General features: G+C 65.8%; 8 protein-coding genes. All 8 read right to left on the bottom strand.

Translation table 11 applies throughout. The features are described from left to right. Positions 1 to 46: 46 nt before the first annotated feature. The 8 genes from M2497_RS00245 to M2497_RS00280 are packed head-to-tail and all read right to left on the bottom strand — an operon-like array spanning position 47 to position 12,756. Positions 47 to 1,756: an SUMF1/EgtB/PvdO family nonheme iron enzyme gene (locus M2497_RS00245; protein ID WP_248485359.1), complete on the bottom strand. Its 1,710-nt coding sequence runs from the start codon at positions 1,754 to 1,756 to the stop codon at positions 47 to 49. Then, entirely contained in the window at positions 1,749 to 2,933 is a 1,185-nt protein-coding gene (locus M2497_RS00250; RefSeq protein ID WP_248485360.1) for an ABC transporter permease, read from the bottom strand. Before M2497_RS00250 ends, M2497_RS00245 begins: the two co-directional genes overlap by 8 nt. Further along, entirely contained in the window at positions 2,933 to 3,637 is a 705-nt protein-coding gene (locus M2497_RS00255; protein ID WP_248485362.1) for an ABC transporter ATP-binding protein, read from the bottom strand. The genes M2497_RS00250 and M2497_RS00255 overlap by 1 nt, the downstream gene beginning before the upstream one ends. Further along, positions 3,637 to 6,603 carry a serine/threonine-protein kinase gene (locus tag M2497_RS00260; RefSeq protein ID WP_248485363.1) on the bottom strand — a complete coding sequence of 989 codons (2,967 nt, stop codon included), beginning with the start codon at positions 6,601 to 6,603 and terminating at the stop codon, positions 3,637 to 3,639. The genes M2497_RS00255 and M2497_RS00260 overlap by 1 nt, the downstream gene beginning before the upstream one ends. Further along, a complete protein-coding gene (locus M2497_RS00265; protein WP_248485364.1) occupies positions 6,600 to 7,319 on the bottom strand; it encodes a protein phosphatase 2C domain-containing protein in 720 nt (239 codons plus the stop codon). Before M2497_RS00265 ends, M2497_RS00260 begins: the two co-directional genes overlap by 4 nt. Beyond that, on the bottom strand, positions 7,320 to 7,973 hold the full coding sequence (gene tagF, locus M2497_RS00270; RefSeq protein ID WP_248485365.1) for a type VI secretion system-associated protein TagF: 654 nt from the start codon (positions 7,971 to 7,973) through the stop codon (positions 7,320 to 7,322). Then, entirely contained in the window at positions 7,970 to 11,470 is a 3,501-nt protein-coding gene (gene tssM / locus M2497_RS00275) for a type VI secretion system membrane subunit TssM (protein ID WP_248485366.1), read from the bottom strand. Before tssM ends, tagF begins: the two co-directional genes overlap by 4 nt. Beyond that, on the bottom strand, positions 11,467 to 12,756 hold the full coding sequence (locus M2497_RS00280; protein ID WP_248485367.1) for a DotU family type VI secretion system protein: 1,290 nt from the start codon (positions 12,754 to 12,756) through the stop codon (positions 11,467 to 11,469). The genes tssM and M2497_RS00280 overlap by 4 nt, the downstream gene beginning before the upstream one ends. Positions 12,757 to 12,760: the final 4 nt, after the last annotated feature.

Genomic DNA, 12,760 nt, shown 5'->3' on the forward strand with positions numbered 1-12,760 from the left:
GCCACCGCCGCCTGAGTCCCTTCCAAGCTCGCTATACAGCCAGCGCTCATCGCTGACCGCTCGCTGCGAGCAATTCCTTCAAGATCGTTGCCGGGTCGGCCCGCTGTTGCTTGCGGTAGTTGCCGACATGGCGAACGAACAGTGTTGCGCGCGTCACCAGGCTCTTGCCGAGCACCGGCTTGCGATCCAACTCTTCCTTGATCCGTTGAAACTGCGCCTGGATCACCGCATCGGTGTAACGCGTGCCGGTGGCCAGGTTGTCGATATAGATCGCCACCGCGCCATCGAGGGCGCTGCGGCCATTGGCAATGGCCATGTCGAACAGTTGCGCGCTGGCCGCGTCCTTGTTGTCCAGGGCCTGCTGGCGACTCTTCTGCAGGTTGGCCAGGCGGATGTTGTAGTTGGCGATGGTCTCGGCCACCAGCGCGGCCGACTGAATCAGGTTGCCCGCCGCTTCTTCGCGCTGCTGGGCGATCAGCGAGACGTTGCGCTTGAGCTCTTCATTGACCAGCCCCAGTTCGGCTTGCAGCTTGGGGTCGACGCTGGCGGCGATGATGCTGTCCAGGCGCTTGGTCGGGTCCTGGGCGTCGTCGATGGCATCAGTCAGCGCGGCCAGGCGGCCCTCTTTCTGCCACTGGGCGAACAGCTCCTTGTAGCGTGAACGCGGTGCCGACAGCGCACCGATCGCCACGCGGAAACCGGTGGTCTCGTTGCTCTGCTCGGTGCCATCTGCGGCGAACAGTGGGTATTCGCGGCGCATGCCGGTGAACAGCGTGCCCTCGCCTTCCAGGTAGTTGCCGCCTTTGACCACAAAGCCACCGTAGGTGCCCTGGCGACGCCCGGCGTGGACCAGTTGGAACGATTCCTGGACCATTTCCGCGGCGTTGCCGATCACGTCGAACAGACCGATGGGGTTGGGCAATTTGGTGCCGATGGGCATCAGGCGCGCAGCCTGCCCGGTGCCGCCCGCCACCTGGTTGAACACCGCGTAGTCGCCGAGCGGGCCGTCGCTGTCGCTGCCTTCGACACGGCGCGGGAACAGGCGCCCTTCCAGGTCCTGGCGGCTCACGGCGTGACCGCCGCGTGCGGCAAATTCCCACTCCACTTCGGTAGGGAGGCGCACAAAGCCCAGGCCGCCATCATCCGCCGAGGAGCCACGACCACTCACCGGCAGCAAGTCTCGGTGGTATTTCATCAACCAGGCGCTGTACACCGCCGAGAAGCGTTCAGCCTCAAAGCGCGACAGTTTCACCTTGGGCAAGCGCCCGGCCATGCCGGTCGGTACATCGCACGCCGGTGCCGGCTCGCCGCTGGCCAGCGACTGCGCCTGGGACATCACCTGGGCGTACTGGCGCGCGGTCACTTCGTACTTGCCGATGAAGTACAGCATGGGCTTGAGTGGGGTCTTGGCGTCGGTCTTCGGCATCAAGGGCGCGATGACTTTGTTCCAGTCCTTCGGCAGGTCCTTGAGGGTGAACTGGCCGTTGATGAAGTCGCGGCGGTAGCCGGAAATAAACGATTGCTGGTAACCCGCCTCGCCTTCGGCAAAGGGGTAGCCGAGGCTGATCTCGCGGTCATCCAGGGTGCCTTGGGCCAGCACGTAGGCGTAGCGGAACAGCATGTTGCCTTCGCAGGGCAGCGGTAGGCTGACATCGCCTTCCAACGGCTTGGGGTTGTCGAGCTTGTCACTCGCCTCATCGGCCCAGGCCATCGAGGCCAGGGTCAGCGCCATACAGGCGCCCAGTAACTTATACATCTCTGATTCCTTCAGAAGCCTGGACCCGCGCCACTCGCCAACCACCACACGCCGCCGCCACGGCGCTGACGCCGAGGACTGCGACCAGGGCCAGGCCGTAATGGCGCGCCAGCAGGTGGCTGGCGAATTCGCCCGGCACCTGCACGAATAATTCATTCAAGCCCGCCTCGGCCAGCCCATACAGCCCGGCACTGAGTACGGCAGCAAAACCCGCGCTGTACAGCGCCTGTACCACCACGAACAACAGCAGCCCACCGGTGGAAAACCCCAGCAGGCGCAACACCGACAACTCCCGCCGCTTGCGCGCCACAGCGGCCAGGGCGCCGGCAAAAATCGCCGCAAACGCCCCCGCCAACGCCAACCCGCAGATCACCCAGAACACGATCGACAGGTTGCGGCTCAACGACTGCACCTGCGCGATGGTCTGCGCCTGGGTCGACACCAGCAGGTTCTGCCCGGCGAAGTACACCCGCAGCGGCTCCACATCGGTGAGGTTGCGGGCGTACAGGCGGAACGCCGGGTACACGCGCTGCTCACTCACACCCACGGCCTCCCCGTCCCAACCCAACGCCGGCACTGCGCGGCCATCGCGGTAATCTTCCGCCGCTTCCAGCAACCCCAGGTCGGCAAACAAACCGTCACGGGCAAAGGCTTCCAGCGGCAACACCGCCAGCACCTGCACCCGCGTGCGCTGGGCTTCGACGCGCCCGGCCACTTGCCGTGCAAAGCTGGTTTCCAGCCAATCGCCAGGCCGCGCCGCGAGCTTTTCGGCGGCGGTGTGGCTCAGCACGATCTGGTCCAGGCCCTTGGGCACCGGCAGGCCGGCCAGCAGTGGGTCACCCGACGCGGTCGGCAGCATCTCCAGGGCCAACGTGCCCACTTGCGCCGTCGCCGCAATCTGCCGCGTACGCGGTATGGCGAACGCCACCTCACCGCGCTCGCCCAGTTGCTCGATAAATGCCCTGCTGAATCGACCACCGCCCAGCGGAATAATTTCACGGGTGGCGGGGTCGGTCTGCAAACGTTCGGTCAAACTGCTAACCAGTCCAAACTTCAGGCCGAATAACACCAGCAGCGGCGCGATCACCGCCACCAGCGCCAGCACCGAACAGGCCGACAGCCAGGCATCATTGCGGTAATCCTGCCAGGCCAGCGACGCCACCAGACCGATGCGCATCAGCACACCTCCCCGAGGGTGGCGGTGACGCCGCCATCGGTGTCGCGACGGCAACTGATGCGCCGCACCTGCAAGCCACTGGCGCGGGCCAGGGGCTCGTCATGGGTGGCGATCACACAGGCCGCACGGTGTTCACGGGCCTGGGCCAGCAATGCCTGCATCACGCGCTCGGCATTCAACGGGTCGAGGGACGCCGTCGGTTCGTCCGCCAGCACCAGTTGCGGCGCATGGGCCAGGGCACGGGCGCAGCTGACACGCTGGCGCTGCCCCACCGACAGCGCCGCCGGCTTCTTGGCCAACTGGTCGCTGATCTCCAACTGCTCGGCCAGGCGCGTCACGCTGCCATCGTCCTTCAAACCCAGCAGTTGCCGGGACAGGGCGATATTCCCGCGCACATCAAGAAAGCCCAGCAGGCCGCCGGTTTGCAGCACATAGCCCAAGTGCTGGCTGCGCAGCGCGGCCAGGCTGGATTGCCGATCGGCGCGCCACAGCCCGGCGATGTCCTGTTGATGAAATTCAAACTGCCCCACCTGATCCGGCGCCAACACCAGCGCCAGCAGATCGAGCAAGGTGCTTTTACCGCAACCGCTGGGCCCGACAATCGCCACTTGCTCACCCGCACGCAGCGCCAGCGCCGGGATCACCAGGCTATAGCGCTGGCTGCCGACGCCCCGGCTCTTGTGCACCGCATTCAGGTTCAGCATCACGGCAACGTCGACAATGGCACGCGGTACAACGCGTCGCCCGGCTCGGCATCGCCGAAGCGGACCCAGTTGGCCAGGTCATTGTGGAAGGTTTCGTAGAGGCGGATTTTCGAGTCCAGCTCGTCGATAAAGTCTTCCTGCTCGGCCACGCTCAACGACAACCACAAATCCTGGGTCATGTTCAGCGACTTGCTGCGGTACGGCAGGCCTTCGAGGTATTCGCCGAGAACGCCGCCGTCAGCCAGGTTGCCGCCCTTGCGCAGGGCCTGCGGGTCGCGGCTCATGTAGGCCGAGGCGCTGGCGATTTCCTGGAAGAAGTCTTTCGGTGAGGTCTGGGTCTTGCGCGCCGCGTCGACGATCAGTTTCAGCGACTGCTGCAGGTCGTTGAGCTGCAACTTGGTCAGCATCACGCACACCTGGAACGCCGGCAGCGCCGGGTTGGTCAGGTCGCGGTCGGCGGTCCAGGCGCTGACCAGCTGCGGCGCCTGGCTCGCGGTTTTACGCCCAAGGAAATCCATGTGCATGGCATAGCCGACCGCTGCGGATTTGTCCGCCAGGCTCGGTGCGCTGTTCAGCAACGGCACCGGCTGCGGCGTGTTGCTGCGCACCTGGTGCACCAGGTTGGCGAACACCGTGCCAATCTCATCCACCCGCTCGCCGAGCTTGCGCACATCGCCACCGGGTACCGCGGTGTACAGATCGCCAATCTGCGGGTTGGCGTCGGCGGTGAGGATGCGGTACTGGCTCTCGGCACCGGCGTGGGTTTTCTTGCCGGCGTCGGTGCGCAGGTGCAAGGCGTAGATCTTGATCTGCTTGCCCAGCGCGGCCTGGCGCACTTCGGCTTCGTTCATCTGGGTGGCGGCGAACGGGTCGTTCTTGCGCAGCGCGCCGGCGTCGGTGACCAGCAGGATGATGCGCCCGCCATAACCGGACCAATCCATGCCGTCTACCGCCTGCATCACCCCGGCGAACGCATCTTCGTTGAAGGAGTGGCTGGACACGGTGGACGCCTTGACCTGGCGCGCCATGTCGAGGAAACGTTGCGGGTCGCGGCCCTGATCGAGGCTGATCAGGGTCTTGGCCACGTATTCCAGGCCCGGGGTTTTCTTGATGCTGCTGCGAAAACCGACCATGCCGAAGCTGACACTGTCCAACTCGCCGCGCTCGGCGATGCGGGTTTGCAGCTCGTGCACCACATCGCGGATCTGGTCGATATAGGGCTGCATCGACACGGTGGTGTCCACCACCAGCACCACCGCCGTGCGGAAGGCGTCGGCGTTGGCATTCATCACCGGCGTCGCGGGCTTGGCGGCTGCGCTGCTGCCGGGGTCGATGGAGGCCACATTGAGCAACTGCACTGGCTGGCCGTTTTCGTCGAAGCTCTCCTTGGAGTCGAAGATCGGCAACAGGTAGAACTGGTTCTGCGGAACGGCACTGGCGGCAGGTTCCAACGCCAGGATCTGGCTGTTGTCTTCGCTGTTTTTCTGCGCCTTGGCCAGCACGCCTTTGGCGGCCGAAGGGTCAGCCAGGAGTTTTTCCACCTCGCCGGATTGGCGCAGGAACATCACCGGTGCCCGGCCCGAGCGCTCGGTGAATTTCAGCACCAGGCTTTGTTTCCAGTCGCTGACCTGGGCGGCCGGCAACCAACCGTCGCTGCGCCCATCGGTGGCGGCACCGACGCGTACCCACGGGCTGCCGTCGACATCCTTGCGTTGGTACACGTAGAGCACGGAGAACGCCGGCAGGGCTTTGCCCGGCGCGCTGCCCGCATCGGTGGAAAGCTTGGCACCCGGCTTGCTGAGCACGCGCTGGAACAGGGTCTTCTTGCCGGCCATGAGCAACGGGCGTTGGCCGCCATCCGCTTCGGCGAGCGCTGGCGGCGGTGGCGTTATTTTCGGCAGCTCGGCAGCGGGCGGTTTGGCCACCGGCTCATCGCTGCCGCTCAACCACCAATAGCTCGCGCCACCAATCGCCAATGCAACCGCCACCGCAACCGCCGCCAGCGCCAACACCGGCCCACGGCGCTGCTCGCTGTGCTGGGTCGGCGGCACCACCGGTTGGCGCACCGGCTGGGGTTTGTCGCTGGGAATCTCGATGGATTCCGGGGTGATGCCCCCCAGGTCGAAACTCATCGGAATCGCCGGAGGCCGCACCAGCGTGGCCTCCGGCGAGTCCGCCGGCAGGTTGTCCAAGGCCCGCAACAGCGCCGCCGCATCAGGGAAACGTTCAGCCGGGTCCTTGGCCAACAGCTTGCGCAGCACGTCCTGATAACGGCCATGGTGCACCGGCAGTTCCGGCAGCGGTTCGGTCAGGTGCGCCAGCGCCGTGGAGAGTGCATCGGTGCCGGTGTAAGGCAGCTTGCCGACCAGAATCTCGTACAGCACCACGCCCAGCGCATACAGGTCGGCACGGCCGTCGATCTCCTGGCCTCGCGCCTGTTCCGGGCTCATGTAGCTGGGGGTGCCCACGGCAAACCCGGCCTGGGTGAATTGCGTGCGGTCATCCAGTGACTTGGCGATGCCGAAGTCGGACAGCACCGCCGTGCCATCGGCGCGGAACAGAATGTTCGCCGGTTTTACATCGCGGTGCACCAGGCCCTGGGCGTGGGCATAGCCCAGCGCCGAGGCGATCTGGCGGATCAGCGTCACGCCCTGCTCCGGCGTCATGCCGGCGGCGATGCGCTCCTTGAGCGTGCCGTTGGGCAGGTATTCCATGGCCATGTAGTACAGCTCACCGACATTGCCGATGTCATGGATGGTCACCGTGTGCGGGTGCGACAACCGCGCCAGGGTCTTGCCCTCGCGCAGGAAGCGCTCGCAGAAGGTCGGATCGGCCGCCAGCGCCGCCGCCATCACCTTCAATGCCACCTTGCGCTCCAGCGAGCGCTGGGTCGCCAGGTACACGCTGGCCATGGCGCCTTCGCCGATCTCGCCTTCGATGTCATAACCGGGGATGACGATGTTCATGGCGATACCTTCACGACAATGGCGGTGATGTTGTCCGGCGCGCCCCGGTTGAGCCCCAGGTGCACGAGGCTGCGCACGATTTCATCCGGCGCGTCGTGGCTGAGCACTTCGCGGATTTCATGGTCTTCGACGGTTTTGTTCAGGCCATCGCTGCACAGCAGGTAGCTGTCACCGGGGGCGATCAGCAGGTCGACCACCGCCAGCTCCAGGTGGGCTTCCACGCCAATCGCACGGGTGACGATGTTGGCGCGTGGGTGCGTACGCGCGTCGGCTTCGCTGAGCAGGCCGCTGTCTTGCAGGTCCTGGACGTAGCTGTGATCGCGGGAGATGCCTTCGAGCGCGCCGTCGCGCAGGCGGTACAAGCGACTGTCGCCGGCCCACAGGCACACACCGCGCAGGCCACGGGCGGCCAACACCACCACGGTGCTGCCCATCATGGTCACGCCACGGTTGGCGGTTTCTTCGCGCACGGCTGCGTTGATGCGCTGCAGGTCGTTGCGCAGCGCTGCCGTGTATTCATCCAGGGAGCGCCCCACCGGCACGCTGCGCAGGCTGTCGACGATCAGGCTGCTGACATAGTCGCCCGCCGCGTGCCCGCCCATACCGTCGGCCACCACCCACAGGCGGTTTTCGGGCAGGTCCAGGCAGGCGTCTTCGTTGACCTGGCGGACCATGCCCACATGGCTTTTGCTCGCGGATTTGTACGTCGACCCCATCTACACCACACCTTCTTGTCCGAGCAAAAACTGCGCAAAATCGCTGGCGACAGGCAGGCCCTGACACCGCAGCAAACCAGGGGAAATACGTTGCGAACCACGCCCCCACCACAGGCTGGCGCCTTCGCAGGCCTGTTCGGCCAGGGCCGTCATGCGCTGCTGCGGCACGGTCGCGGCCACCCGTTGCAGGCCGGCGAAACGACTGTCCACGGCACGCGGCTCGCTCGCCGGCAAGCCCAGGTTGTCGAGGCCGTGGTTGAAACTTTCAAAGGTGGCGCCGGCATCCAGGGTGCTGAGCAACAGTTCTTCGGCCTGCTCGAACCAGTTGTCCGGGCCGCCCACCAGAGAGGCCGGATTGGTGTCGTGGTCGAGCAACACCACCACCGCCAGCGGGAAGTAGCGCCCCACCCGGTCGATGCTCGGCATTACCACGCCCGCCGCCGCATCCGGCCCGCACACGCCCGGCGCCAGCACAAAGCGCCACAGCGGGCTGACCAGGTAAGTATTGAGCCATTCACCGCCGAGGCTGTTCTGACTGGCCAGCAAACCCGCCGCCAGCCAGCTGTCCCACGGGCCGATAAAGCTCTGGGGCAAGGCGCGGCTGACAAAGTCGCCACGGCTGGCCAACTTGCCGTAGAAACCCAGCGTCGTCATAGCCGCTCCGGCAGGCTGAAGCCACTGAGCACGCGGCTCTTGAACGGGTTGAAGGCGCTGTTGGCGCGCAACTCGTAGGCGATGCTTGCACCGTCGACGCGCAGGCGCAGGTTGAAGCGGTCCGGCGAATTACCGGCGGTGAGGTCCGACTGCTCCAGCAAGCGGAACCAGGCCCACGGTCCGTCCAGGGTCACGCCGGAACGGCCGCTGGCGGCGGGCGGCATGATGGAGATCCGCACCACGCCAATGCTGCCGGGGTTCGGCCATTGCATCGCCACTGGGCGGCTGGGGCCGTGGTCGTAGCTCAGCTGCTGGCCGTCCAGGTCCAGCAGGAACTGGGTGATGGTCGGGTCCATCGACACCGGCTTGAGTTCGAAACGCACGATCGGCTGGGTGCCACCGGAGCGGAAGAACGCATCGCGGATCGTCGCGGCACGCTGGAAGGTTTGCAGCACGCCCGGAGCAATCCCCAGCTTCTGCGCCGCGCCCGGCTGCCAGCGCCAGGTCTGCGCGGACGTATCGACGTAAGGCTGCAGGTATTTGCGGAAGTAGTTGTCCATCACTCCGCCCACGCCGAAGAACTGGCCGAAGTCATCCAGGGTGGCGTCCCGTGCACTGCCCGGCGACATCGGGTAGCGCCCGGCCAGGGACTGACGGTACACGTTGACCACTTCGCTGACCCAGGCGGCGTTCAATTGGTTGCGCACGCCGCCCATCATGCTGTTGGTGGTGGAGTTGACCACCGACTTGACCATGCCCTGCACCAGCGGTGGCTGGCGCTCGGCATTCAGGCTGACTCGCGTGGCCGCAGCCGCCGCCTGGTTCTTCGCCTCGCCGAGCAACGCATCGCCGCTGGCCCCGACCATGGCGCTGACCTGCACATACAACGCATTCATGTCGGTGAGCAGGCCGTCGATGGCCGCCGGTTCGCCTTCGTTCTTGCTGACGATGCTGTTGAGCTGGGCGAAGTGCGCGGTCACCGGGTCCTCCGCCGCCGCAGGCGCATTGGCAGTCGGTTGTTCCTGGCCGAGCAGGCTGCCCAGGCGCTCCTTGAGCTTGTCGACGCCGCCTTCCACCGGCACGCCTTTGGCGGCCAGTTGGCGCTCTTCGGCTTGCAGGTCGGTTTCCTTGGCCACCGCCACCAGCAGTTTTTTCAGCGGTGAGGTCGGGCCGGAAATCACCCGCAGCACATCGGCCGCCTGGGCCACGCTGGTGATCGGCACAAAGTCGATGTCCGCCAGCAACGCATCCCACTGGCGCTGGTAATCCTGGAAATACAGGCGCCGCACATCGGCGGCCAGGCTCACCACGTTCTGCTGGTCGGCCTGCTCCTGCCCCAGCACCCACTGTTCTTCCGCGAGGGTGCCGGTCTGGTTCAGGCTGCTCAGCAGGAACGCCTGGCGATAGCCCTTGGCGGTGAAGAACCCACTCAACGGCTCGCCCAGCGGCTTGCCGCTTTTGCGGCTGAACACCAGCGCGGCGTCACGGCCAGCGGCTTCGTTGAGGCGAAAGTCCGGGATGCCCTCGGGCAGTTTCTGGCGCTTGACCCGGTCATATACGCGCTGGGCCACCGGCAGTTGTTGCAACTGGCGGCGCAGGTCGTCGATCAGCCGCTGATCCAGGCGCGCGTTCGGCGGGTGGCGTTCGAACAGCGACTGCAAGTGCCCGGCCAATGCCTGGCGCTGATCCGCCGGCAGGTCGCGGGGCAGGTTGCGGTCCCAGTCCAGGGCGATCCAGGCCTTGATGAAGTCCGGGTCGTAATGCTCGGCGTCAGCCAGCATCAGGTAGGCCTTGAGGCCTTCGTAGAGGAAGTCGGAATTGCCGCCGCCGTGCAGTTGTTCTTCGATGCGCGTCACCAGGCGTGGCGCGAACACCGCGATCAGCAGCTTGCGGTAGACGCTGGCAGACTCGGCTTCAAGCATATCGCCCTGATACAGCCCCAGGCCTTCGGACCAGCTCGGCGAATCGCCCGCCAGGTTTTTCACGGCGTTGAGCAACGGCAGCACGGCGAGCACTTCGCGCTGCGCCGGGCTCAGGTTCTGCACGGCCTGGCCCAGCGGCGCGACCTTCTGGTCGACCTGGGCGATGTAGGCCTGGTTGGCGCGATAACTCACCCACCACAAACCGCTGACCACCACGACCAACGCCACAGTGGCGGCCAGCACACCCCGCGCAATCCACTTGCGCCGACGCTCGACCTTCGGGTTCACCCCCACCAGGCCACGCTCGGCAAACGCCACGGCGGTGAAGAGTTTTTCGATGAAGTAGCTGCGCCCGGTGCCGCTCTGGCGCGCCAAATGCTGGCGGTCCAGGTTCATGCTCTGGGCCATGGCGCCGATCAGGCGGTCAATCGGGCTGCCTTCCTGGGTGCCGCTGGTGAAGTACACGCCGCGCAGCAACACGCGCTCTTCAAAGGCATTGGGTTTGAACACGCCTTCGAGGAAGCTTTGCAAGCAATCCTTCAAGGCGCCGAACTGCTGCGGGAAGCCATAGATCAGGTCGCGCCGCGCCGGGTCGCGTTCCTGTTGCAGGCGTTCGACCAGGCGCTCATTGAGGCGCTGTTCCAGCCCGGCGAACTCGCTTTGCAGGTGTGCCAATGGGCTGTCGCTGTTTTTGCCATCGTCCAGGGCAAAGGTCATGCCCCACACCTGGGCGCGCTCTTCCTTGCTCAGGTTATCGAAGAACTCCATGAAGCCCGGCACCAGGTCGAGCTTGGTCAGCATCAGGTAGATCGGGAAGCGCACGCCCAGTTGGGTGTACAGCTCCTGGATACGCAGGCGGATGGCAGCGGCGTGGGCGGCGCGCTCGGCGTCGGTGCCCAGCAACAGGTCCGACAGGCTGATGGCAATGAACGCACCATCGATGGGGCGACGTGAGCGCTGTTTTTTCAGCAGATCGAGGAAGCCCAGCCAGGCGGCTTTGTCCACCGTGGAGTTGCTGTCCTGGGTGGTGTAGCGGCCGGCGGTGTCGAGCAACACCGCTTGATCGGTAAACCACCAGTCACAGTTACGCGTACCGCCGACGCCGCGCACCGCACCGGCGCCCAACTGCGCGGCCAGCGGGAAATGCAGCCCGGAGTTGACCAGCGCGGTGGTCTTGCCCGAACCCGGCGGGCCGATGATCACGTACCACGGCAACTCGTAGAGGTTGCGGCGCTCATCGCCACCGAGCTTGGCCTTTTTCAGCAGGGCCAGGGCCTCGTCCATGCGCTGGCGCAGGGTGGTGAGCTCTTCGGCGGTGGCGACGCTGTTGGGGTCGGCCGGGGTTTCGGCGGCCAGGCTGCGCATCACTTCAGCGGCCTGACGGCGGGCCTGGATAATGCGGAACACGCGGTAGGCCAGCCACACCGCGAACACCAGGATGATCAACGCCCAGCGCCGGCCTTCTGGTACCAGCACGTCGAGCAACGGCCCGACAAACCAGATGATCAGGCTCAGGGCGATCAAACCCAGCACGGGGATCACCCAGCGAATCATGAAACTGAAAAACGCCTTCACTCGACGCCCTCCGCCAATACGGTGATTTCAACCCGACGATTGCGGGCACGGCCTTCGGCGGTGGCGTTGGTCGCCACCGGCTCGGTGTCGCTGCGCCCTTCGGCACTGAAGCGCTCGGCCTGGCCGGTCTTGGCCGCCAGGATCTCCAGCACCGACTTGGCCCGCGCTTCGGACAGCGCCCAGTTGGACGGGAAGCGCAACGTGGCAATCGGGCGGTTGTCGCTGTGCCCGGTCACCCGCACCTGGCCCTTGACCTTGCGGATGGCATCGGCGATACGCAGCATCAGCGGCTGGTAGTCGTCGACGATGCTGGAACTGGCGGAGGCGAACAGCTCATCGCCACGAATGGTCACCACGGAACGGTCGACCGCATCCTCCACCGCCACGCGGCCGGCCTTGATGTCTTCCACCAGGAAGCCAGCCAGGCGCGGGCGCTCGATGACTTTGGGTTGCGCCACAGGACGGTCGATGGCCTGCACCGGGATCTCGCCCAGGGCATGGATATGCTTGAACACCGGTTCGGCATCCGCCGCCAGCTTGAGGCGCAGGCCAAACAGCAACGCCAGCAGCAGCGCGACACCGATGGCCACGGCGATCCACGGCGGCATGAACTGCGCCAGGCGGTCGCGGGCCACGGTCACGCCGCGCCAATGCGGCGACAGCTCACGCTCATGCTCGCCACGCGCACTGCGAATGGCTGCGGCGGTGCGCTCGCGCAGGCTCTCCAGCTGGCTGCGACCGTCGTTCATCACGCGGTAGCGGCCTTCGAACCCCAGGCACATGCACAGGTACAACAGCTCCAGCAGATACAGACGTTCCCGTGGGCTTTGCAGGCAGTGGTCCAACAGTTGGAAGACCTTTTCGCCGCCCCAGGCTTCGTTGTGCACGGTGATCAGCAGGCTCTGTTTGCCCCAGTCGCTGGTACTGCCCCAGGGCGTGCTCAATACCGCTTCATCCAGCGCGGTGCACAGCGCGTAACGCGCCAGCAGCACTTCGTTACGGGCGATGCCAGCGGCTTCGGCACGCTCTTCGAACTGGCGCAGGTAGGCCAACAGCTGTGCGCGCAGGCTGGCCGGCGCCGGGTGGGCGATGGTGTTGCGCAGGCGCGTCAGCAGCGCCAGCAAAGGGCCGGCGGCGCTTTCCAGCGGGTTGAGGCCGTGGCTCTTGCCGGTGAGCATCGGCGCGGCCGGCATGGCCAGCGGCGAAGGTTCGGCACGCACAGGTTCCGGCGCCCGGCCACCCGGACGCGGCATGAACTGGGTGCGGTCATCATCATTGGGATGCATCGCG

This window comes from Pseudomonas sp. CYM-20-01 (genome assembly GCF_023169845.1).
Taxonomy (GTDB): Bacteria; Pseudomonadota; Gammaproteobacteria; order Pseudomonadales; family Pseudomonadaceae; genus Aquipseudomonas; species Aquipseudomonas azotoformans.

Bases quoted from the DNA above. Each gene is read 5' to 3' on its own strand.
- M2497_RS00250 (WP_248485360.1), bottom strand. From the start codon at position 2,933: ATGCGCATCGGTCTGGTGGCGTCGCTGGCCTGGCAGGATTACCGCAAT.
- M2497_RS00255 (WP_248485362.1), bottom strand. From the start codon at position 3,637: ATGCTGAACCTGAATGCGGTGCACAAGAGCCGGGGCGTCGGCAGCCAG.
- M2497_RS00245 (WP_248485359.1), bottom strand. From the start codon at position 1,756: ATGTATAAGTTACTGGGCGCCTGTATGGCGCTGACCCTGGCCTCGATG.
- tagF (WP_248485365.1), bottom strand. From the start codon at position 7,973: ATGACGACGCTGGGTTTCTACGGCAAGTTGGCCAGCCGTGGCGACTTT.
- M2497_RS00260 (WP_248485363.1), bottom strand. From the start codon at position 6,603: ATGAACATCGTCATCCCCGGTTATGACATCGAAGGCGAGATCGGCGAA.
- M2497_RS00265 (WP_248485364.1), bottom strand. From the start codon at position 7,319: ATGGGGTCGACGTACAAATCCGCGAGCAAAAGCCATGTGGGCATGGTC.
- M2497_RS00280 (WP_248485367.1), bottom strand. From the start codon at position 12,756: ATGCATCCCAATGATGATGACCGCACCCAGTTCATGCCGCGTCCGGGT.